A 22,334-nucleotide genomic window follows, 5' to 3' on the forward strand; every position below is an offset into this window, starting at 1 on the left:
CCTCCCCTGCATGCCCCCACCCAAGAGTTCACGTATCGTTCATATCGCCCCATAGCCCCTGCACAGGACATGTGCATTTACTCGGAAAAGTACTTCTTTAAATCAAGTGCCATGAATGATTAATGTGCCGTTTACCCGTAGCGCGCACACTGATCGGCGTATCACCACCGTCTTGTTCACACGCCTTTTATTCATCAAGGAGCATCCTCATGCCCCAGCCGAGCGAGCTACCCGGTACCTACACGGATTTTTGGGATTGGCAGATGAAGGGAGCCTGCCGCGGGCACGAGTCCTCGGTGTTCTTTCACCCCGACGGGGAGCGCGGCCGCGCCCGACTCAATCGCGAAAACAAAGCCAAGGAAGTCTGCCATGGCTGTCCCGTCCTCGAGCAGTGCCGTGACCACGCCCTGCGCATAGGAGAACCCTATGGCATCTGGGGCGGGCTCTCTGAATCCGAGCGCGCCATCATCCTCCGCACCCGCTAAACGCAACCGCGCTCGGCACCGCCGGAGGCAACACAGCAATAAACGCCCAGCCCCTGAGAAATTCAGGGCGCTGGGCGTTGCTGCATTATTAGCCGAGTTTAGTGGTGGTGACCACAGCCACCCTCCTGCTCCTCGGTTTCGGCCGGTTTATCCACCACGGAGGCCTCGGTGGTCAGCACCATCCGAGCCACGGAGGTGGCGTTCACCACAGCGGAGTGGGTCACCTTCACAGGATCAATGATTCCCTGCTCAATGAGGTTGCCATACTCCAAGGTAGCGGCGTTGAAGCCGGAGCCATTGTCCATCTCTGCGGTGTGGGCGACCACGACGGCGCCGTCCAGACCTGCGTTGGCGGCGATCCAATAGGTGGGCTTGGTCAGAGCACGGGCGGTAGCCAGCACGCCGATCTTCTCCTCGCCCTCGAACTCCTCGGCATAGGCCTTGAGCTCTTCGGCGATCTGTACCAGGGCGGATCCACCACCGGCCACAATGCCCTCGTCGGCAGCTGCTTTGGCAGCGTTGATGGCGTCCTCCACGCGCAGCTTGCGCTCGCCTACCTCGGTCTCGGTGGCGGCGCCAACCTTGATCACAGCGATACCGCCGGAGAGCTTGGCCAGACGCTCCTGCGCCTTTTCCTTATCCCAGGTGGAAGAGGTGGACTCGATTTCGCGGCGAATCTGCTCGCGGCGAACCTCGACGTCCTCGGCGGAACCAGCACCATCGACGATCACGGTCTGATCCTTAGTCACAGTGACGCGACGAGCGGAACCGAAGTGGCTCATCTCGGTCTCGGAGAGGTTGATGCCCACCTCCGGGTCGATCACGGTGGCGTTGGTGACCACGGCGAGATCATCCATGAAGGCCTTACGGCGATCGCCGAAGTAGGGGGACTTCACGGCCACCACATTGAGGGTCTTGCGCAGGGCGTTGACCACAACCATCTGCAGCGGCTCGCCCTCGATGTCCTCAGCAATGATGAGCACGGGACGCTTGGAGTCCACGATCTTCTCCAGCACCGGCACGAAGTCCGGCAGCGAGGAGATCTTGTTGCGCACCAACAGGATCATCGGATCGTCCAGCTCGGCGCGCTGGGCGTCGACGTCGGTGATGAAGTAGGGAGAAAGGAAGCCCTTGTCAAAGGACACGCCCTCGGTGATATCGAGGGTGGTCTCCATGGACTGGGACTCCTCAACGGTGACCACACCGTCCTTGCCCACCTTCTCCATGGCGCCGGCCACCATCTCGCCGATCTCCGGATCGCGCGAGGACACAGTGGCCACGTTCGCAATATCGGAGGCCGAGGAGACATCAGTAGCGCGTGCCTTGAGTAGCTCCACGGTCTTTTCCGCCGCAGCCGCGATACCACGGTTGAGGCCGATAGGGTTGGAGCCTGCCGCCACGTTGCGCAGACCTTCGTCGATAAGCGCCTGGGCGAGCAGCGTGGCGGTGGTAGTGCCATCGCCGGCAGCGTCGTTAGTCTTGATGGCCACAGACTTCACCAGCTGGGCGCCGAGATCCTCGAGGGGCTCCTCCACGTCGATATCGCGGGCGATGGTGACACCATCGTTGGTGACGGTCGGGGCACCGAAAGCCTTCTCGAGCACCACGTTGCGGCCGCGTGGCCCAAGGGTGACCTTCACGGCGTCGGCGAGAGTATTGACGCCGCGCTGGATGCCCTCGCGGGCCTCCTGGTTAAAAGCAATGAGTTTCGCCATAAGTGGCTCGACCCCTCCTTAGTTCTCGATGACTGCGAGAATGTCGCGCTGAGACAGCAGCAGGTACTCCTGGCCGTTGTACTTCAGCTCGGTTCCGCCGTACTTAGAGAACACCACGACGTCGCCTTCCTTCACATCCATCTGGACGCGCTCGTCGTTGTCGCCCCAGCGGCCCGGGCCTACAGCGATGACGGTGGCTTCCTGCGGCTTTTCCTTAGCAGAGTCCGGGATAACCAGACCGGATGCAGTGGTGGTCTCGGCCTCGTTGATCTGGACCAGGACGCGGTCTTCCAGCGGCTTGATGTTTACATTCGCCACGATATTCCTCCATATGACATAGCAAGAATGGTTTCCATGTGCCGGTTGGTACTTCCAGCACAGCCGTCGTCGCGGGTGAACAACTGTGGGTCACACAACCTATTGGCACTCTACCTCCGTGAGTGCTAACGCTCAACTGTGCCCACTGCTAGGGTGCTGAATTCTCGGTCTCGGGACCTCAGCGTGCCGTCGATGCGCCCGCGTCCGCGGAGGATCGACGGCGCCATTGGGCGATAAAGGGCAGGGACAGGACGATCAGGCCCGCCCCGAGGGTGGCCGCACCCAGCCCGAGAATGAAGCCACCGAGGATCAGCATGGGGGCAATAATGATCACCAGAATCTCGATGGGTGCGAATCCCACATAGGCCACGCCGAATTCCTCGAGGGTGCCGGACTTCATATTCGGATCCACGATCTTCACAATGGCGATGGCCGTGGCCACAGAGGCGGTGGACCAGCCCCAGCCAAAGAGGGCGCGCTCAAACCACGGATCCTTGAAGGTGCGCGGCGCCACCACAAAGGCGTAAACGCAGCAGAACGCTAGAGCGAAGACGAAAAGCAGCACCAGCGCTAAGGCATAGTCGGCCACCACTGCGGGAACAATCGCGGCCACGCCCGTGACCACGAGGTAGTCGGTAAACCCGCCGGAAATAGAGCCCACAAGGTCCTTATCCACAAAGTGAGGCGCCTTCACCATATGCAGCAGCCCCACCCCGAGCATGCCGACGACGAAAGAGGATGCAAAAAGCGGCACGGACAGCAGCGGAAATAGCGACTCGAGCAGCAGCTTGATCTGATATCCCACGAACATGGTGATACCCACGACGGAGACATGCAAGGCGATCGGCTCGATCGAGGAGGGATTCGTGGTGGCCTTACCCACGCTCGGACGCTCGCTACTCTGGCCTATCCAGCCGGTGCGAATATCGTCCGAGAGACTGGAGAAGTCCGGCAGCTGCGAGGTCTTGCCTGTGGAGGAACCCCACTTGGCTATGATTACACCGCCCACCACGGCGGCGAGGGTGCCGACGGTAGCCGCCGTAAAGCCGAGCGTCATCGCTGCCTCTTGGCCCTGGCTTTCTAGCGATCCGCCGACGGCTGCGGCCACGCCGAAGCCGCCCACAAAGCCCACCGGCACCATCGCGCCGAACCACTCGGGCGTGCCCAATAGCGGGGCAAAGAGGAGTACTCCGAGCAAGGCGAATATGCCCCACTGCGTGAGAAACATAGACACCGATACCGACCACATCGTGCGCGCGCCGGAACGAACCTCTTGGGAGAAGTTCATGGTGTAGGGTAATGCGCCGAAGACCGCCGCGATGAGCATAGTGGTGTAGGTGTTGAGCTGATCGGAGAAAGGTATCCACCCCAGCCCCTCGGGGCCGAGGGCGAGGCCGAGAATGCCCGCGGTAATGGGCGCGGGGACCATGAGTTTCTGGAATACCGACACGAATCGCCGCAGTAGTTTGCCCACCACGAGCAACACGGAGATCCAGCCAAGGTCCAGCAGCAAAACATAGGGCGAGAAATCATCCATAGGCGTACCTCACATCTTTGGAACCTCTATGACTTAAGCCATATTCACAACAATGTCAGCTACAGTACAGACTTTTCTTAGCGTCTCGAAACATCCCCCACACACGAGGAGGTGCCCGCGACAAGCCTGCGCTGTCGCGGGCACGAGGGGCACCGCGCGAGGGCGACGCCCGTGATGCACTGGGTGCGTCTACTCGGCGGCGCGGCGGCCGAGGTTGAGCACTGCCGCACGCCAGAGGGCATAATCCTCCGGTTCATCTTCTCGGTAGTTGCACACGGCGCGGATACCGGAACGCACCTGCTCGATGTCGTCATCACTGATATCGGAGCCATCGGCGCCGACAAAGAGCACCGGCCCACAGACAGCATTGGTGGGGTCTGTGAGGAAGGCGGAGTTTCCGGTGCTGGCTTCTTGGCGGCCCATGGATGCCACTGGGTTGGGCTCGGCGCCCTCGCTGGCCGCCGCAGCGGCGTAGAGCGCGGCCACGGTGGTGCCATCATCACGGAAGGTGACGGACAAACGCTGCCCGTCGGCGCCGAGATACGAGGCGGCGTCCTCAAGCTCGAAAGTAATCAGCTGCGAAGAGGAATCGGGGTGCACGAGCAGGCCACGGGGCATGGAAAAACAACCTTTGCTAGTTCTGCGTGAGGAGCGCGCGGGCGCAGGGACATCTTCTGTGTCTAACAGATCAACTAGCGCAGGCGCCTGCCCTCGCCGCACAATTCAGCAGATGTTTCCCAAAGTTTCACCCCGCGTGTGTGCTGCGGCAACTAAGCCTGAGGCTGTTCCACCTCAAGCGAGGGGTCAGTGCCCACGCTGAGATCCGAGGGGGCGGCCCCGGCGCGAATCCTCTCGGCGCAGAGCGCGGCGATCATCACTCCGTTATCGGTGCAGTAGCTCAGCGGCGGCACCCGTAACTCGATGCCGGCGGAGCGGCAGCGCCGCTGGGCGAGCTCACGCAAGCGGGAATTGGCGGCCACTCCCCCACCAAGCAGCAACACGCTGGCGCCGGTGTCGCGGCAGGCGCGCACCGCCTTGGCCGTGAGGACATCCACCACGGCTTCTTGGAAGGAGGCGCACACATCCGGGATATCAATCACGCGGCCGTCGCGCTCGGCCTGTTCCACATGGCGGGCGACAGCGGTTTTAAGCCCAGAGAAGGAGAAGTCATAGGCGGATTTGCGCATTCCGCGTGGAAAGGCGATGGCCTTGGGGTTGCCTGTACGGGCGAGGCGGTCGATCACGGGCCCGCCCGGGTAACCGAGACGCAGCAGCCGAGCCACCTTGTCATAGGCTTCACCGGCGGCGTCGTCCACGGTGGAGCCCAGTTCGACCATGGGCTCGCCTGCCGCGCGCACCTCGAGTAGCTGGGTGTGCCCGCCGGAGACCAGCAGTGCCACGCAGTGCGGCAATGGTTCGCCGTCGATATTAGCTACGGCCACGTGGCCGCCAAGGTGGTTGAGCCCGTAGAAGTCCACGCCCCAGGCCGCGGCATAGGCCTTCGCGGCGGAGGCGCCCACGAGCAGCGCACCGGCAAGGCCGGGGCCCACGGTAGCGGCCACGACATCGGGTTTATCGATGCCGGCCTCCCGCAGGGCTTGGTGCATCACCGGCTGGATGGATTCCAAGTGGGCGCGGGAGGCGATTTCGGGCACCACGCCGCCGAAGCGGGCGTGCTGATCCATGGAGGAGGCGACGGCATTGGCGCGGACGGCCATACGGCCATCCTCGAAAAGCTCGATGATGCCGACACCGGTTTCGTCGCAGGATGATTCGATCCCGCAGATAAAGCGTGACACGACTCTGTATTGACCTAGCTGGGGTTGGGGGCGCCGTGCGGGTTGCGCTGCATCACATAGGCATCGGCACCGGAGGGCTGATAGTAGTTCTTACGCTCGTCGATGACGCCGAAGCCATAGCGCTGGTAGAGCGTCACCGCAGCGGTGTTATCCGTGCGGCATTCGAGGAAGATCGGCCCCTCATAATAGTCGGCCACGTCCACAAAAACTTGCAGCATGAGGGTGGCGATGCCCTGGCGGCGGTAGTCGGGGTCCACGCCGATGGTGTGGATCTCGAACTCGGGATCATCCTCCGGCCCGAGCATAGCGAGGCCTGCATAGCCCACGAGCACGCCATTGTCCTCGTAGCCGATATAGATGGTGCGGCCGGCAAACTCATAGTAGAAAGCCTGCTCGCTCCACGGATCATCCTCGCCGAAGAGCTGTTTTTCCAGCTGGGCGCAGCGCGGGGCATCCTCGTTGTTCAACGGACGCAGCGCGTCAGGCAGGAGCAGCTGCCCATCGTCGTCGGTGATCGCAGGGCGCGGGGTGGATGATGACGCAGGGTTGGAGTCACTCACGGGAACAGTTCACACTTCCTTGACGGGTCTCACTCGGTATTGATGGGCAATGCCCAGCGCTACACGGGCGGTGGCGCGATGCGCCGCTTATCTTTGCCACTATACGCAGCCGCTAGCCCAGATTGATGTCGGGGATCGCCGGCGATAGTGGCTGCGGCGTGGGTTCCACGGCATCGGGCCGGCGCAAATAGAGCGGCACCAGCGGCTCGGGTGCACGCCCCCAGTCCGCCACCGCCACCAGCGATGCTGGGGTGGGGCTGATATCCACGCGCGTCGCCGTGGCGGGCAGCTCAATGTGCGCGGGGCAGTTGAGCATCTCCACCGGGTCGTCCTGCAGTAGCTCGGCCACATGGGCGGGGGCGTGCACCTCAGGGCCGGTGCTGCGCTGGCCGTTGCAGTAGCGGGACCAGTAGACCTCGCGGCGGCGAGCGTCGGTGGCCACGAGGAGGCTGCTGGGCGGGGCGGCGGCGTCGAGAAGCTGCTGGGCGATCGCATCGTGGGACACCACTCCGTGCACGGGAATGCCAAGTGCATCGCCGAGAGCGGCGGCGGTGGCCATGCCCACGCGCAGGCCGGTGAAGGGCCCCGGTCCGCAGCCGACCACGATGGCCTCGACATCAGACAGGGTGCAGCCAGCGCGGGCGGCGCAGTCTTGGATGGTAGGAATAAGCACCTCATTGTGCTTGCGGCAGTCGCGCACCAGCTGCACGGCGAGTTCGCCGTGGCCAGTGTCGACGATGCCGGCGACAAGTGTAGGTGTGGAGGTATCGATGGCTAAGCACAACACGATGTATCACCCTACCCACCCGCTAGGCTAGGAGCCTATGCAGGCAACAGTGACCACCGCCCTAGGCGCCTTTACTCTCACCGCGGGCCCGCACGGTATCACTCGGGTGAGTTTTGGCGCAGAGGAGCTCATCGCCCCAGCTTCTGACCTGCTGCGCCAAGCCTGCGAGGAGTTGTGTGCATACGCCGCGGGCGAGCGCCGGCAGTTCTCGGTAGCTTGGGACTATCGCTCCCACACCGCTTTTCGACACCATCTGTATGCCGCTCTGAGCACTGTGGCCTACGGCGAAACCCTTAGCTACGGCCAGCTCGCAGCGCGGGCCGGCCATCCTAGGGCGGTGCGCGCCACCGGCACGGCGCTCCGGCTGAATCCCGTGCCCGTGTTTCTGCCCTGTCATCGGATTCTGCGCAGCGACGGCAGTATCGGCGGCTATGCCGGCGGAGTAGAGCTCAAGCGCCGACTGCTGCGCTTGGAGGGTGTGGACATCTAGTCGGCTGTGGCGCGGCGCTGGCGCACATCGTGCACCCCGATCGCGGTGGCGCTGAGCATAATGATGACGATGATGCCGAAACTGCCGGCCACGGCCACCGACCACGCCACGCGCTCCAGCAGGGCGAAGAGAACGGCGGTAATCATGGCCAGGCCGATGGCGGTGCCGATACGCTGGCCCACCTGCAAGACTGCCCCAGAGGAACCGGCATAGTTTTGGGGTACATCCGCCAGCGACAAGGTTTGGTTCGGGCTGATCACGCTGCCCTGCCCCATGCCGACGATGCCGAGGGTGGCCACCAGCCACCACTCGCTGAGCATGCCGCGGTGCTCGCCGAGGATCACCAGGATGCTCAGGATCATGCCGGTGGTGGCCACGAGCATGCCGCCCACGACCAACGGGCGGCCGAGATCCATCACTCTCCGGCCGGCCCAGTCCGCAGAGAGCGAGGAGGCTAGCGCGGCGGGGATCCCCACGGAGCCGGCCACCAACGCCGAGTAGCCCAAGCCCTGCTGGAAATACATGGCCACGATCACCCAGATACTGGTGATGCCTAAAAAATACAGCGAGGATAGCGCGGCACCATTGCGGAAACTCGAGACAACCAGCACATCGAGATCCACCATGGGGGCGTGGCCAGAATCCTTATAGGAGCGTTCCCAGCACACAAAAGCGGTGAGCAGCAGCAGGGAGAGCAGCACTAAGGGCCACACCCACGGCCTTTCTTTTCCTTCCACGAAAGGCAGCAGGAATAGCAGCACGGCGCTGGTCAGCAGCGCCACGCCCACGGGATCGATGGCGCGAATCACCGAGGAGATCTTGTAGCTGCCGTCCGCCGCGCGCACCGGATCGGCGCTCGCCAGCGGCCGTGGGAACCACACAAGCCCCAAGATCAGCACGATCAGCCCGATAGGCAGATTGACGAACATGGTGAGCTGCCAGCCTAAGTTTTCTCCGCCGAGACCGATGAGGAATCCGCCGAGCACAGGGCCAATGGCCACCGCGATGCCCACGGTGGAGCCGAAGAAACCGAAGGCACGGCCTCGTTCTTTGCCGGTGAAATAGTACTGAATCATGCCGATCAGCTGTGGATTCATCAGCCCCGCACCCATGCCCTGCACCAGCCGGGCTCCCACGAGGAAGGCGGGGCTGGGCGACAGGCCACCCGCGACCGAGCCGCTGAGGAACACGATGAGACCGATGAGGAAAAAACCGGGGCGGCCGAAAATATCTCCGGCCCGGCCGGCGGGCACGAGGAAGGCACCGAAGACGAGTGTGTAGCCGGAGAGCACCCATTGGATATCGGTGTGGGTGGCGCCCAGACCGGCTTGGATCGCGGGCAGCGCCACGTTCATGATGCTCACGGACATCAGGGACATAAACACGGACACGAGCATGAGCCCGAGGATTTTCCAGCGGATAGGATCCGCGGCAGCGGGGGTGGTACTCAACTGCTTGGTCTCCTCATCTATCCATCATCACCACGCTGGGCTCGTCCTTAATCGGCACCGATCATGCACAGACGCCGTGTCGTTCCCCACGGGCCCGACACGGCGGGAACGCGATATCTCTCGGTGCTGACATGCCGAGCCGAGCACTCCCCAAAAAAATTCGTGGAGTAGTGCTTTGGCTGAACGCAGCACCACCCTACTCGTACTCCTCTTTCGCGGGCGCTGCCCACTCGACGCGCCTACAGTTATGAGTCATGGCGACATCATTGCGGAGAGTCGATGGGCTCGATATTGCACGGGCGCTCGCGATCATCGGCATGATGTACGCGCACACCGTGCATCACGGGCCGAGCGTACTCACAGATCTTTCGGACGGCTATCCTTCAACCCTCTTCGCCGTACTCAGCGGCATTACGTTGGCCATCATCCTAGATAGACACGATCGGAGCGTGGCCACAATCAGAGGCGTCGCCCTGATCGCTGTGAGCATCATCCTCACTCCCTTCAGCGGCGCGATCGCCATCGTCTTAGGCACCATTGGCGTGGCGCAGATCCTGCTCGCGCCCATCGCGCAGTGCAGCACGCGGCGATTACTTCTTCTCACCGTGGTGCTCGTGTTTACCGGACCGTTGCTGCAGGAAGCGTTGATCATGTCGACGAGCCCCGTCGGTCTGATAGGAGACGGCGTCTATCCGCTGCCGGCATGGCTGGCCTACACCCTCATCGGAGTCCTGCTCGCTAGGGTGTACTGGGCGCGAGCGCTGCTGTGGTGTATCCCCGCCGGCGTGGGTGCCGTACTTGCCCGCTCTCTGCTTTTTGATCACGCCGATCCTTCCCTCGCACCCGCGGGGATGGCGGACTCACCGTTATTCGCTGCGCTGCAGTCCTACCTGCTTCCGCTGCCTCACAGCGGCTCCATCGGCGATGTGCTGGGTACCGGATTCGCGGCTGTGGCCGTCATCGTGGCGCTCCGATACACCCACTTCTATCCGCTGCAGGCTTTCGGCTCCATGGCCCTGACGGTCTACGTCACTCACGTTCTACTGAGCGCCCCGATGACTGCGGCAATCAACCCCTCGGCGGATGTCTATTCTTCCACCCCTGCGTTCGGTTCCTCTGAAGCCAGCACGGAATACACAGACACAGCTCTGGGCGGCGCTCGATACGTAGAAAGCGACTCGGTGGGCGACTCCTCGGAGGTAGAGGTGTCGCAGCAGCGCCAGCGCGCCTTGGATGTGCTCCATATGCGCCTGCGCGGCCCCCTCAACAGCGAGCAGTTCGAGCGTGCTCTCAGCGAGTACACCTTGGACTATTACATGGCCGAGCCCGATCCTCTTCTCGATTCAACAGCGCCGCTGTCTCCTGAGCAGGAACAGCTCCGCGATGAGCTTCGTGCAATCGACTCCCCCGCAGCCGCCAGAGAGAGTGCTGAGCGCTTCATCGGCGAGTACTCACCCGATGCGGAAAGCAGCTTCGACGAAGGTCCGGTACCGGACGCAGAGCCCTATAGCTGGCAGGACTTTAGTGTTTTAAGCATCCAACTACTGATCTTCCTCCTCGGCACCTCGCTCTATCGCCTGCGCTGGCGGCGCGGCCCCTTGGAATATCTCCTCCACCGCCTCAGCATCGCCACGAGCGCCACTGGCGGAGAGCCGCCCTCGCGCTCGCCTTCGTGGGTGCTGCGCACCCCAGATCCAGCCGCGCAGCCCCAGATGTCCCTCAACCGACGGCAGGCGCCGCCGGAGACGGCCTAATGGTGCGGGGGGCTGCCTACACGCGCTAGTGCCGCTGCCAAGAGATAAGACGCGCCTCCGAGTCTGGATCGGCCTCCACTGCGGAATGACGGTCGAGTGTGAGCAGTAGATAGTGCTCGGCGAGCTGCTCCATCAAGCCCTTACCCCACTCGGCCACCACCACCGCCTCGTGCAGTTCGCTATCCATATCCAAAGAGTCGAGTGCGCCCACCGGATCTACCGAGCCGCTGCCTTCCCCGAGCAGCCGATACGCATCCACGTGGATCAGGCTTGGACCGCTGCCACGCGGGCGATGTTCCCGGGCGATAGTAAACGTCGGTGAGGTCACCCGCCCCTTCACATTCATGCCGCGGGCGATGCCCTGGGTGAGGCTGGTTTTTCCCGCCCCCAGTGGGCCATCCAGAATCACCACATCCCCGGCTTCGAGGGCACGGCCGAGCCGTTCCCCGAAGGCGTGGGTATCCTCCAATTCCTCGCAGCGCTCCTGCCCAGAGGTGGGCCACTCCTTGTGCATCTACTCCTACTCCTCCACTGAGTTGTGCTGATGAGCCGGCAGATAGTGCCGCACCGTCCGTCCCTTCGGGGCGCACACCATCTCATAGGCGATCGTGCCGGCGGCCGCGGCGAGCTCGGCGGCAGTCATCTCTCCCGCGCTGCCATCGCCACAGAGCAGCACCTCATCACCGATGGCCACCCCGTGCGCATTATCTCCGAGGTCCACCACGATCTGATCCATACACACCCGACCAATCTGCCGATAGCGCTGGCCCTTAATACTCACCCATAGATCGGATTCGCCGCGCCGAGTCTGCACGGCGCGCGGCAGCCCATCGGCATAGCCCACCGCCACCACGGCGGTCACGCTCTCCCGCGGGGCACGCCACGTCAGCCCGTAGCTGACGCCTTCGCCAGTGTGGGTGGTTTTGATGGTGGTCACCCGCGCCGTCCATCGCATCGCGGGGATAAGCCCCCACTCCGCGACGTCTCTTCCGGCAAAGGGGGACACCCCATAAAGCGCCAGCCCGGGGCGAATGGCCTCGAAGTAGAGATCGGGACGTGTCAGGGTAGCTGGGGAATTGGCCAGATGCCGCAGTCGCGGGCGCAGGCCGCAGCGGTGCGCGCAGTCAGAGGCGCGGCGCAGGAGCTCTGCTTGGGCGTCGATACTGCTATTGCCGGGATCATCGGCGCAGGCAAGGTGGCTGAAGATACCATCGACCGAAACCGTAGGGGCGGCGGCGAGCAGGTGAAATATCTCCTCCCACTCCTCATCATCCACGCCCGAGCGATTCAGCCCAGTATCCACCTTCACGTGCACGGTGATGGGGCGCCCCTGTAGCTGGGCGATGAGACTACGGGCCTGCTCAAGGTTCGCGATTCCCAGCACCACTCCCGCCTCGAGCGCAGCATCAAGGTCCTGGGCGGGATGCCAAAGCCAGCACAGCACCGGCTGCTCATAGCCGCGTGGGCGCAGCGCGGCGACCACCTCGAGCGCCTCAGGCAGGGTGGCCACCCCAAACATATCGGCGCCCTCGCGCGCCATCACGGCAGCGCATTCCGCCATACCATGACCATAGGCGTCGGCCTTCACCACCGCGATGAGCTGGGCACTCCCGGCGCGTGCCTTGAGCGCACGAGTATTGTGCGCAATCGCCTCGAGATCAATGGTGGTGCTGAGCAAATCCATAAGCCACATTGTGCCACTGTCACTGCAGCGTAGGATGAACCGCATGTTCGTTTCTGCTGCCCGCCGCCCCCGCCTGTCCGGATCGCGGCGCTCAGCGCTTATCGACGTCGCCCTCCTAGTCGGCAGCCTCGCCATCATCAATTCCCTCGCTCACTTCACCGAGCTGGCATCCTATCGTTTCACAGTGGCTCTCGGAGTAGCGGCGATGGTGCTTGTGGCCTTCGCCCGCGGCTATACCCCGCAATCGATGGGGATCTCCCGCTCCACCCTGCGCCGTGGGGCGCGCTGGGCTGGGTTATCGATGGGGGCAGTCATCCTCGTGGTGGGCGCAGGGCTAGCGTTGCCGTTCACGCGCGAGTTCTTCCTCAATGACTCCTACGCCACTCTTCGGCGGGCGCTGCTGGCCGCGCTGGTGATTATCCCGCTACAAACCGTGGTTCCGGAGGAGTTGGCTTTTCGCGGCATGCTGCACGCCTCCCTCGATCGCCTCGGCGGCACCAAGCTGGTGTTTGGAGCGGGTTCTCTGTTGTTCGGGCTATGGCATATCAGCTCCTCGCTGGGGCTGACTGCCTCCAACGCGGGCCTGTCGGGGTTACTCGGCTCCGGCAGCCTCGCCACCTGGATCGGAGTGGGCTTAGCGGTACTGGCCACCGCCGGTGCTGGGGCGGTACTCACCTGGCTGCGCCACCATACCGATAGCGTGATCGCCCCCATTGGTTTGCACTGGGCACTCAACGCCACCGGGGCGCTGGCGGCCGCGGCGGCGTGGACGTGGCTATAGGGCGGCGTCGATAAGCAAAGAACTCGAGCACCACAGCATGTGGGCTCGAGTTCTTCTACTGCTGGTGCTATTCCACAGTCACGGACTTCGCCAGGTTACGGGGCTTATCGATATCCTCGTTACCGCACTCACGGGCGATAAACGCGGCGAGGAACTGCAGCGGCACGGTGGCCAGCAGGGGCTGCATGATCGTGGAGGTCTCGGGGATACGGATGAGCCAGTTGGCGTAGGGTTCCACTGCATCATCGCCTTCCTCGGCGATCACGATGGTCTTCGCGCCGCGGGCACGGATCTCCTGAATATTGGAGACGATCTTGGAGTGCAGCAGCTTCACCCCACGCGGCGAGGGCACCACCACAACCACGGGAAGATCGTCCTCGATGAGCGCGATCGGCCCATGCTTAAGCTCACCAGCCGGGAAGCCCTCGGCGTGAATATAGGCCAGCTCCTTCAGCTTCAGCGCACCCTCCAGCGCCACGGGGAAGCCCACGCCGCGGCCCAAGAACAGCATGGTGGGAATCGCGCCCAGCACCTCCGAGATGCGCTTGGTCTCGTCCTCGACGGCGAGCAGAGTCTCGATCTTCTCCGGGATGGACTCCAGATCATGGTAGATATCTGCGATCTCATCCGGGTACTTGGTGCCCTTGGCCTGCGCCAGGGCCAAGCCCACAATGTAGTTGGCGGCCACCTGCGCCAAAAAGGCCTTGGTGGAGGCCACACCAATCTCCGGGCCAGCGTGGGTGTAAAGCACCGCATCGGACTCGCGGGGAATCTGTGCCCCGTTGGTGTTGCACACCGCCAGCACCTTGGCGCCCTGGGCCTTGGCGTGGCGAACGGCCTCAAGCGTATCGGCGGTCTCACCGGACTGGGACACGGCCACCACGAGGGTGTTTTTGTCCAGCACCGGATCGCGATAACGGAACTCGCTGGCTACCTCGATCTCCACGGGGACGCGGGCCCAGTGCTCGATGGCATACTTGGCCAGCAAGCCCGAGTGGTAGGCCGAACCGCAGGCCACCACGAAGATTTTGTCCACGGCCTTGAGATCGGCCTGGCTGAAGTTCTGCTCGTCCAAGACGATGCGGCCGTCCTGGAAGTGGCCGGCCAAGGTGTCGCGCACCGCCGCGGGCTGCTCATGAATCTCCTTCATCATGAAGGAATCGAAGCCACCCTTCTCGGCGGCGCTCAAATCCCAGTCAATGGTGAAGGGCTTGCCCTCAGCGGGGCTGCCATCGAAGTTGAGAATCTCATAGGAATCACGGGTGAGGATCACCACGTTGTCCTGGCCCAGCTCAACAGCTTCCTTGGTGTATTCAATAAAGGCCGCCACATCCGAGCCAAGAAACATCTCGTCCTCGCCGATACCGACGATCAACGGGGTGGAGCGGCGGGCCGCAATAATGGTGTCCGGGTGATCGGCGTGGGTAAACAGCAGGGTGAACGCGCCTTCGAGGCGATTGAGCACATGCAGGGCGGAGGCCTGGAAATCACCCTTGGTCTCACCCTCGTTATAGGCGGCGGCCAGCATGTGGGCGGCCACCTCCGAGTCGGTTTCAGAGAGCAGCTCCACGCCGCTGTGCTCCAGCTCCTCGCGCAGCACCGCGAAGTTCTCAATAATGCCGTTGTGCACAATTGCCACCTTGCCGTCCGCAGACAGGTGTGGGTGGGCGTTGCTGTCGGTGGGGCGACCGTGCGTAGCCCAGCGGGTGTGCCCCACAGCGGTGTGGCCCCGGAAGTTATCGGCACCTTCCTCATCGATGCGCATCTCGAGGTTGCTAATCTTGCCGGCCTTCTTCACAGCATTAATGCTGCCTGCACCGTCTGCAACGGCGATTCCTGAAGAGTCATAGCCACGGTATTCCATACGCTTGAGGGCGCCGAGCGCCACATCCAAGCCTTCACGATGACCGATGTATCCAACGATTCCACACATGCCGTTCATCCTAACTCACCCCAGAGGCACCTCCCCTCGTAGCAGCTCACCGCGCGCCGCAGCCCCCTTGAGTCTGCCACTGTGCCCTAGTCGCACACTCTCCGGCCAGAGCCGCAGCCCCACGGCCTAGCGTGCATAGACTATCCTTGAACACCGTGGCTGAGAACTTGAAGAAACACCTAACCAAACTGTCTAAGCGTGGCCCCCACCGCGTGCTCGTGGGCGATCTGTCCTATGCCGGTATCCCCGGCAAGGTTTATACCCCCGCCGAGGGCACGGGCCTGCCCGCAGTGGCCTTTGGCCACGATTGGCGGCAGGGCATTAAGCACTACCACTCCACCCTGCGCCACCTCGCGAGCTGGGGCATTGTGGCGGTGGCACCGGACACGGAGACCGGCTTCGCCCCCGATCACCGTGGCTTCGCCGCCGATCTAGAAACCTGCATGCAGATTGCCGCTGGAGTGAAGCTCGGCCAAGGCAATATCACCGTTGCACCGGGCAAAATCGGCTTGGTGGGCCACGGCATGGGAGCCGGCGCCGCGATCCTCGCCGCCGTGGACCGCGATTTGGTGAAGGCCGTCGCCGCCATCTACCCCTCCGTCACCGCCCCCTCCTCCGAGGAAGCCGCCCGCCACGTGAGCGCACCTGGGCTGGTACTCTCCCCAGGCCGCGGCGAGTTCCTCGATATGGGCAACCCGCCAAAGGTGGCCTTCAACTGGGGCGGCGATGTCGCCTTCCGCGTAGTGGACAAGGCGAGCCAGACCGGTTTCCGCGAGGCGAGCGTGAGCAAGCTTCTCACCGGAATCGGCGGGCTCGAGTTCGGTGCCCAAGAGACAGCCCGCGGCCTAGTCACCGGCTTCCTGCTGCACCAGCTCGCTGGAGAGAACAAGTACTCAGCATTCTCTGCCTTCGCGGCTGAGGGCAAAGGCGTGACCGCTTGGACACGCCAAGAGCTACGTGAAGAGGTAGCCAAGCACGATCCCTATGTGGATGCCTCCGCTGATGTTGCAGGGCAAGACTAACCTCCACGTTTAGTCTTTATCCCCCGCTCCGAGCGGTGCCTTTAAGGTGAGTTTCTCAGCACTCCCCGAACAGGACCGCGCGGGGCGGTTTTCTTCTGCGCAGGGCGCGGCCATGCCCTCTCCCCCGCACTCACCGCTGGGCGCTGTCTGGCACCCGTGTGTGGCGGGGTGGGAGTGTGTTCTGCGCTGGCGCGTGCTTCGCGCCGTGCTTGAGCGGTGAGCTCATCGAGCGAGCGGGAAAACTCCGCGAGCCGAGCACTCGTGTGCCGCTGGAAGGTCTCGAGATGCCGGAGGAAATCAGGATTCACATTAGTCACCACGTACCTGCCTTTCGGGGCCAGCTGGTGTACTCACTGTGTTCTCCTTCATCAGTCGATGGGGCGGCATCTGCTGCAGCTTCAGAGGGCGGTTCCGGTTGTGGCTCGGGTGGTGCCGGCGTTGGCGCTGGGCCGGGGTCTGGCGCTTGGTCTGCCTCCTGCGCTGCGCTCTGCATGGCCACCTTCTGCGCGGGTGGCTCGGGTTCGGGAACAGCAGCGAGATCCTGCGGTGGGCAGGGACGTCCGGCTGAGGCGCTTCCAGCTCGGGCTCCGGCTTTGGTTCGGGTGCGGGGTCAACAGCTGGGACAGCAGGGGTGCAGGGTTGGTCCACTACTGGCGTGCACTCCGTTGCCGGCGCAGGCGGGCATACACTGGGTGTTTGTTCGAGATGAGCGGGTACCTCGATAGTGCTGGCGATAGCAGCCTCGAGGTGTGCATGAAGCGAGGCCTGAGCCTGTGCCACCCCCACGGCGGCGGCGCTGGCCATCGCTTGCCCCACCGTGAGTACCGAGCCACTCACTAGCCGTCCAAGCTCGGAGGCGGGGCACGGGAGCGCAGCGGCGGGCGCAGGCACAGGTGCCGGACCCGGTGGAGTAGCAGGAGTTTCTGCCACGCAGGGCTGCGGCGGCGCTGTCGGTGGTTGTTGTGGCGGCGGCGCGGCGGACGCGGGTTCGCAAGCGGGCGCTGGCTGTGGTGCCGGCTGCGGCTCTACCTGCGGGGCCGGTTGGGGCGCTGCCGCAGGCGCCGGTGCTGGCTGTGGTGCCGGCTGCGGTGTAGGAGTGTCTGGCACGCAGGGCTCCAGCTCCGCTATAGGCGGGGCGACCGCGGACTCGCACCGCGGCTCTGGGGTGCACACAGCGGGCGGTTCGGTGGCGCAGTGCTGCTCGGCGTGGGCAATCAGTTCATCAAAACAACCCGCCACGGCTGTGTCATGATCGCTGAAGATACCCAGCAGCTGCTGGCCGGCGCTATCGATTAGACCTGCGCCCATGTGCACTAATTGCTGTGCCAGACCGCGGGCTCCGCTACTACCCAGCAGTTCGAGGGCGTGGCACACCGCGCGTACTGCCTCATCAAGACTCAGCGTCATCGTCTGCGCCGCCTCGTGGGCGCTGCTGCCGACTGCGTCGATGCTATCGGCGCAGGAATGCGCGGCCGCCTGTACTGCTGCGGCACCTTCTACCCGCTGCTCCCACTGTCGCATAGCCCGGCTCACGCCGCCGCACATGGCCCCCTCGGCCACTCCGGCGAGAGCGGGGCTAAGCACCTCCTGCACCCAGCGGCCGGTGTCCTGCGGGGCGGATTCCCCCAGGGCGCAACTCGCGGCTGTGCGTAGTGCGGAGGTGTCCAAACCGGCGAGATTCTCGGCGGCGGTGCTTAACTCCTCGGCGCTGATCTGCGGCCCGATATACAGCGGGCCCGCTGCCAGACGCAGGGCCTCCACCGTAGAGGCATAGCACCTCACGGAGCTGTTCATCTGCCCTCACCTGCTGTATCGATGCGGTGCAGAGCGCCGGCCGCCTCGTGGTCCTGCTCTGAGAGAGCGCGGAGATGGCCGCTGGCGGTATGCGTCGATAAGCGAGCTGCGTCTAAAGCAGTGGCGGTATCGGTGTGAAGTTGGGTGAATACACGGGCGAGGGTTTCACCGCGTTCACGCAGCTCCTTCCCCGCGGCAGCGGGCGGGAACTGTGGTGCGTGGCGCTGGTGCGCACTCGTGTTCTCGGCGATAGTGCGGAGCAACTCGGCGGTGTACGCCAGCGCGGTTGGTGGATCGAAATCTATGTGAGTGTGCGTCATAGCCTCCCCCATGCGAGGTCAAAGAAACGGCGGCGTGCACCCTGACAGGGCGCACCTTCTCACCGAGTTAGACGCATACTCGCCCTTGGGAGGTTCCCGCGGCGCGGAAGTATTCTGCGCACCCCGCGGGAATGACGGCGGGAGGCGGGTTTAGACCTCAGCGACCACGGCGGCCAAGCGACCGGCCACCTTACGGGCCTGCTCCTCGTGGGCGGCCTCCACCATGACGCGGAAAAGCTCCTCCGTGCCGGAGGCGCGCAACAGTACCCGCCCGGTGTCGCCCAGCTCCGCCTCGGCCTTGGTGATGGCCTCCTTGACGCGAGGATGATCCATGATCACGGACTTGTCCGAGACCGGAACGTTGATGAGCATCTGCGGCAGCACCGTCATTACTGTGGCCAATTCCTGCAGGCTCGAGCCAGTTTCTGCCATGCGGGCCATGAGCGAGAGGCCAGTGAGTACGCCATCGCCGGTGGTTCCGTGATCGGGGATCACGATGTGGCCGGACTGCTCGCCACCGAGGCTATAGCCGCTGCGGTTAAGCTCGGCGAGGACATAGCGGTCGCCCACCTGGGTGGTGAGCACCTCAATGCCGGCGTCCTCCATGGCTAGCTTCAGCCCCAGATTCGACATCACGGTGGCCACCAAGGTGTTCTTGCGCAGCTCGCTATTGGCCTTCATCGCCACGGCCAGAATCGCCATGATCTGATCACCATCAACGATGGTGCCCTCAGCATCCACGGCGAGGCAGCGATCGGCGTCACCATCGTGTGCCAAGCCAATATCGGCACCGTGCTCGCGGACCGCACGCTGCACTTCCTCGATGTGGGTGGACCCGCAGCCGTCGTTGATGTTGTAGGAATTCGGCTTGTGGTGAATCGGGATCACCTCGGCACCGGCGGCGCCATAGGCTAATGGGGCTACCTCGGCAGCGGCACCATTGGCGCAGTCCACCACCACCTTGATCCCAGAGAGGTCCTGCGGCACGGCCTGGGCCAGATGCATCAGATAGCGTTCCTGGGCGTCCGAGGCTTCCTCAATCACGCGGCCGATACCGTGGCCGGTGGGACCTTCGGCGGCGATATTGTCCATGCGGCGCTCGATCTCATCCTCTACCTCATCGGGCAGTTTATGGCCGCCGTCGGAAAAGAATTTGATGCCATTATCCGGCATGGGGTTGTGGGAGGCGGAGATCATCACGCCCATATCCGCGCCATAATCATCGGTCAAAAATGCCACCGCCGGGGTGGGAATCACGCCGACGCGCAACACGTCCACACCGCGCGATGCCATGCCCGCGGAGATCGCCGCAGCCAGCATCTCGCCGGAGACGCGCGGGTCGCGGCCCACGATGGCGACGGGGCGGCGCTTGGAGTTGCGGTACTCCTTTGTCAGTACCTCCGCAGCCGCTGCACCGAGCTGCAGCGCCAAGGGGGCCGTCAGCTTCTTATTTGCTAATCCACGTACACCGTCTGTTCCGAAGAGTCGAGTCATTCCTCCATTATGCACGCTCGGCTACCCCGATCCCACGCCAGACATTCCCCTGTGGTGGTACTCAGACGTATGACCCCGTGCCCATGCGGAAGCAGCTGCCCGTGCGCCGAGGCTGGCAGCTAGTAGCCTTGCAGCCATGCCAGTAGATGCCCGCGATAGTAGTGCCGTTATTATTCGTGATCCCCGCCGCCGCCTGCTCACCGTGCGCGAGCCCGCCGGCGCCGCGCTGACCCTCCCCCAGGCTGTAGCTCAGCTGGGAGAATCCGCCACCCACGCCGCACTCAGGGCGCTGCAGGAACTCGGCATCACCATCGCAGCAGGGGAGCTCACCCCCTGCGGAGACATCACGACCCGCGCTAGCAGCACGGACACCGAGCTGGCGCGGGTGGCACTATTTCTCGTCCCCGGCTCGCCGCTTCACGACGCAGCCGCCCAGGACAGGACAGCACCTGCCGCGGGACAGGGGCTGGGCCCCGAGCGGCAGTGGCTCGCACTCGATACACTCTATGATCGCTCCGTGCCACTGGCGCCGCTGCTCACAGAGCATGTGCTGGATTATCTTCGGGGCCACCCCATTCACTCGGTGGCGGTGTTTAGCGGCGCCCGCGCGGGACAGGATGGGCGCCACCTCGTGGCTGCCCGCGCTGTGGGAGAGAGCCTGGCACGCAATGGCATGCGGCTTGTCTATGGCGGCAGCGCAGTGGGGTTGATGGGGGCCGTGTCCACGGCGGCCCTCGAGGCCGGCGGAGCGGTGAGCGGGGTGCTACCGCAGAGCCTGATGCACGGCGAGATCGCCCATCCCGCGCTGACGCAGCTCGAGGTGGTAGAGACTATGCCCGCCCGCAAACAGCGCATGAGCGAGCGTGCCGACGCCTTCCTCTGCCTGCCCGGCGGCACCGGCACCTTAGATGAGTTCTTCGATGTGTGGACCGGCCAGCAGCTCGGCTATCACGCCAAGCCAATCGCGTTTCTTGACAGCGACTATTGGGCTCCCACACTGCGGGCGCTCAGCATCATGGTGGAGGAGGGCTTTGTTCGGGCAGACGATTATGACGCGCTCATCCTCGCCGATAGCCCCGAGGAGATTCTCCAGGCCATGCGCACGTGGACCGCACCGAAACCGAAGTGGAGCTAGCAGCACAGCGGCAGGAGTTTTCTGGCCGTGGCGCTGTAGCGGTTCCCCATAAACGAACAACGCCCGTAGCCGAAGCCACGGGCGTTGAAGAAGCGTTGGTGTTTAACGCTTGGAGTACTGAGGAGCACGACGGGCCTTGTGTAGACCTGCCTTCTTGCGCTCCACGGCACGGGCGTCGCGGGTGAGAAGGCCAGCCTTCTTCAGCTGCTTACGCTCAGCCGGGTTGTACTCGTTGAGGGCGCGAGCGATAGCCAGACGCATTGCACCGGACTGGCCGGTGGGGCCGCCACCGGAGATGCGGGCACGGATGTCGAACTGGTTCTCGCGCTCCAGAAGGGTCAGCGGGGTCTTGATGTCCTGCTGGTTGAGCTTGGAGGGGAAGTACTCCTCGAACTCACGGCCGTTAACGGTGATCTTGCCGGTGCCCTGGGTCATGGTGACGCGGGCGACGGCGCGCTTACGACGGCCGACGGTCTGGATCGGGTGGCTGAGGTCGGCCGGGCCCTCGGCTGCGGGAGCCTCGGAGGTCTCGGCGGACTCGTCCACGAGGGAGTCACCGATGGTGTTGGTGAACTCTTCGGTTGCGGCCTGCGCTGCAGCGATGTCCTCAGCGGAGGCTACCTGGGATTCGTTCTGATTCTGTTCGGTCACTGGGCCACCTGCTTGATCTCGAAGGTCTCGGGCTTCTGGGCTGCATACGGGTGCTCGGAGCCGGCGAAGACGTGAAGCTTCTTCACCGAGGCGCGGGAGAGACGGTTGTGCGGCATCATGCCCTCAACAGACTCGAACACAACGCGCTCCGGGTGCAGCTCGAGGGAGCGCCCCAGGGACATGGTCTTCAGACCACCCGGGTAGCCAGAGTGACGGTAGCGGAACTCACGCTCGCGCTTGTTGGAGGAAACAGCAACCTTGTCAGCATTGATGATGATGACGTGGTCACCGCAGTCGACGTTGGGTGCGTACTGGGGCTTGCCCTTGCCGCGCAGGAGGCCTGCGGCGGTCACTGCCAGGCGACCCAGCACCACATCAGTGGCGTCGATGACATACCACTTGCGGGTGATGTCACCGCTCTTCGGGTGATAAGTAGACAATGCAAAACCTTTCAAAGTCTATTCTGCTAGCTGCCAGCCAAACGTGTCAGTTATGGATAGCGCGGCGGCCGGTGGAGACCCGCGATATCAGTACTTTTCGCAGTTTTCGCATCCCTAGGAGGGCAGGCGTAGCTACGGCGAGTACACACGAAGAATGAATTTTAGCCCCCTTTACCTGCGCAGC

Annotated in this window: 22 protein-coding genes; 6 read left to right on the forward strand and 16 right to left on the reverse strand. The window is 63.7% G+C overall.

What is annotated here, in order from left to right; genetic code table 11:
• Positions 1-209: 209 nt before the first annotated feature.
• Positions 210-485 (forward strand): WhiB family transcriptional regulator, encoded by a 276-nt coding sequence (locus GBB18_RS02535; RefSeq protein WP_151640667.1) that lies wholly within the window; start codon positions 210-212, stop codon positions 483-485.
• A gap of 98 nt (positions 486-583) precedes the next feature.
• Here GBB18_RS02535 and groL read toward each other — a convergent pair whose 3' ends face one another.
• From groL to tsaB, 7 genes are all read right to left on the reverse strand, one after another.
• Complete coding sequence (groL, locus tag GBB18_RS02540) at positions 584-2,200, reverse strand: chaperonin GroEL (protein ID WP_151640668.1); 1,617 nt, start codon at positions 2,198-2,200, stop codon at positions 584-586.
• An 18-nt stretch (positions 2,201-2,218) separates the two neighbouring features.
• Positions 2,219-2,518, reverse strand: a complete 300-nt coding sequence (gene groES, locus GBB18_RS02545; RefSeq protein ID WP_151528881.1) for a co-chaperone GroES — start codon at positions 2,516-2,518, stop codon at positions 2,219-2,221.
• 178 nt (positions 2,519-2,696) lie between these two features.
• Positions 2,697-4,055, reverse strand: coding sequence for a sodium/glutamate symporter (locus GBB18_RS02550; protein ID WP_151640669.1), 1,359 nt, complete (start codon positions 4,053-4,055; stop codon positions 2,697-2,699).
• A gap of 189 nt (positions 4,056-4,244) precedes the next feature.
• Positions 4,245-4,673 (reverse strand): hypothetical protein, encoded by a 429-nt coding sequence (locus GBB18_RS02555; RefSeq protein ID WP_151640670.1) that lies wholly within the window; start codon positions 4,671-4,673, stop codon positions 4,245-4,247.
• A 152-nt stretch (positions 4,674-4,825) separates the two neighbouring features.
• A complete protein-coding gene (gene tsaD, locus GBB18_RS02560; protein ID WP_225990224.1) occupies positions 4,826-5,854 on the reverse strand; it encodes a tRNA (adenosine(37)-N6)-threonylcarbamoyltransferase complex transferase subunit TsaD in 1,029 nt (342 codons plus the stop codon).
• A 14-nt stretch (positions 5,855-5,868) separates the two neighbouring features.
• Positions 5,869-6,369 (reverse strand): ribosomal protein S18-alanine N-acetyltransferase, encoded by a 501-nt coding sequence (gene rimI / locus GBB18_RS02565; protein ID WP_370513257.1) that lies wholly within the window; start codon positions 6,367-6,369, stop codon positions 5,869-5,871.
• Positions 6,370-6,526: 157 nt separating this feature from the next.
• Positions 6,527-7,201, reverse strand: a complete 675-nt coding sequence (gene tsaB / locus GBB18_RS02570; RefSeq protein ID WP_151640672.1) for a tRNA (adenosine(37)-N6)-threonylcarbamoyltransferase complex dimerization subunit type 1 TsaB — start codon at positions 7,199-7,201, stop codon at positions 6,527-6,529.
• Between the two features lie 37 nt (positions 7,202-7,238).
• On the opposite strand from tsaB, the gene GBB18_RS02575 reads away from it, so the two are divergent.
• Positions 7,239-7,691 (forward strand): methylated-DNA--[protein]-cysteine S-methyltransferase, encoded by a 453-nt coding sequence (locus GBB18_RS02575; RefSeq protein ID WP_151640673.1) that lies wholly within the window; start codon positions 7,239-7,241, stop codon positions 7,689-7,691.
• Here the strand turns inward: GBB18_RS02575 and GBB18_RS02580 are convergent.
• Positions 7,688-9,142, reverse strand: a complete 1,455-nt coding sequence (locus GBB18_RS02580; RefSeq protein ID WP_151640674.1) for an MFS transporter — start codon at positions 9,140-9,142, stop codon at positions 7,688-7,690. The genes GBB18_RS02575 and GBB18_RS02580 overlap by 4 nt on opposite strands.
• A 254-nt stretch (positions 9,143-9,396) precedes the next feature.
• On the opposite strand from GBB18_RS02580, the gene GBB18_RS02585 reads away from it, so the two are divergent.
• Positions 9,397-10,896 carry a hypothetical protein gene (locus GBB18_RS02585; protein WP_151640675.1) on the forward strand — a complete coding sequence of 500 codons (1,500 nt, stop codon included), beginning with the start codon at positions 9,397-9,399 and terminating at the stop codon, positions 10,894-10,896.
• A 25-nt stretch (positions 10,897-10,921) separates the two neighbouring features.
• On the opposite strand, the gene tsaE is transcribed toward GBB18_RS02585, so the two are convergent.
• Both tsaE and alr read right to left on the reverse strand, forming a co-directional pair.
• Positions 10,922-11,410 (reverse strand): tRNA (adenosine(37)-N6)-threonylcarbamoyltransferase complex ATPase subunit type 1 TsaE, encoded by a 489-nt coding sequence (gene tsaE, locus GBB18_RS02590; protein ID WP_151640676.1) that lies wholly within the window; start codon positions 11,408-11,410, stop codon positions 10,922-10,924.
• Between the two features lie 6 nt (positions 11,411-11,416).
• Positions 11,417-12,580, reverse strand: coding sequence for an alanine racemase (gene alr / locus GBB18_RS02595; RefSeq protein ID WP_151640677.1), 1,164 nt, complete (start codon positions 12,578-12,580; stop codon positions 11,417-11,419).
• A gap of 43 nt (positions 12,581-12,623) precedes the next feature.
• Between alr and GBB18_RS02600 the strand changes: the two genes are divergently transcribed.
• On the forward strand, positions 12,624-13,361 hold the full coding sequence (locus GBB18_RS02600; RefSeq protein ID WP_151640678.1) for a CPBP family intramembrane glutamic endopeptidase: 738 nt from the start codon (positions 12,624-12,626) through the stop codon (positions 13,359-13,361).
• A 67-nt stretch (positions 13,362-13,428) separates the two neighbouring features.
• Here the strand turns inward: GBB18_RS02600 and glmS are convergent, their stop codons facing one another.
• Positions 13,429-15,294 carry a glutamine--fructose-6-phosphate transaminase (isomerizing) gene (gene glmS / locus GBB18_RS02605; protein WP_151640679.1) on the reverse strand — a complete coding sequence of 622 codons (1,866 nt, stop codon included), beginning with the start codon at positions 15,292-15,294 and terminating at the stop codon, positions 13,429-13,431.
• Between the two features lie 155 nt (positions 15,295-15,449).
• Here glmS and GBB18_RS02610 point away from each other — a divergent pair, with 155 nt between their 5' ends.
• Positions 15,450-16,316: a dienelactone hydrolase family protein gene (locus GBB18_RS02610; protein WP_151640680.1), complete on the forward strand. Its 867-nt coding sequence runs from the start codon at positions 15,450-15,452 to the stop codon at positions 16,314-16,316.
• A 309-nt stretch (positions 16,317-16,625) separates the two neighbouring features.
• Here the strand turns inward: GBB18_RS02610 and GBB18_RS02615 are convergent, their stop codons facing one another.
• From GBB18_RS02615 to glmM, 3 genes are all read right to left on the reverse strand, one after another.
• Entirely contained in the window at positions 16,626-18,110 is a 1,485-nt protein-coding gene (locus tag GBB18_RS02615; protein ID WP_151640681.1) for a hypothetical protein, read from the reverse strand.
• Entirely contained in the window at positions 18,107-18,430 is a 324-nt protein-coding gene (locus GBB18_RS02620; RefSeq protein WP_151640682.1) for a hypothetical protein, read from the reverse strand. The genes GBB18_RS02615 and GBB18_RS02620 overlap by 4 nt, the downstream gene beginning before the upstream one ends.
• Before the next feature lie 150 nt (positions 18,431-18,580).
• Complete coding sequence (gene glmM / locus GBB18_RS02625; RefSeq protein ID WP_151640683.1) at positions 18,581-19,924, reverse strand: phosphoglucosamine mutase; 1,344 nt, start codon at positions 19,922-19,924, stop codon at positions 18,581-18,583.
• 136 nt (positions 19,925-20,060) lie between these two features.
• Here glmM and GBB18_RS02630 point away from each other — a divergent pair, with 136 nt between their 5' ends.
• Positions 20,061-21,059 carry a TIGR00730 family Rossman fold protein gene (locus tag GBB18_RS02630; protein WP_151640684.1) on the forward strand — a complete coding sequence of 333 codons (999 nt, stop codon included), beginning with the start codon at positions 20,061-20,063 and terminating at the stop codon, positions 21,057-21,059.
• Positions 21,060-21,161: 102 nt separating this feature from the next.
• Here GBB18_RS02630 and rpsI read toward each other — a convergent pair whose 3' ends face one another.
• Positions 21,162-21,710: a 30S ribosomal protein S9 gene (gene rpsI / locus GBB18_RS02635; protein ID WP_151640685.1), complete on the reverse strand. Its 549-nt coding sequence runs from the start codon at positions 21,708-21,710 to the stop codon at positions 21,162-21,164.
• A complete protein-coding gene (gene rplM, locus GBB18_RS02640; RefSeq protein WP_151528899.1) occupies positions 21,707-22,150 on the reverse strand; it encodes a 50S ribosomal protein L13 in 444 nt (147 codons plus the stop codon). Before rplM ends, rpsI begins: the two co-directional genes overlap by 4 nt.
• Between the last annotated feature and the right edge of the window lie 184 nt (positions 22,151-22,334).

The organism is Corynebacterium sp. 11A (assembly GCF_008930935.1).
Taxonomy (GTDB): Bacteria; Actinomycetota; Actinomycetes; order Mycobacteriales; family Mycobacteriaceae; genus Corynebacterium; species Corynebacterium megadyptis.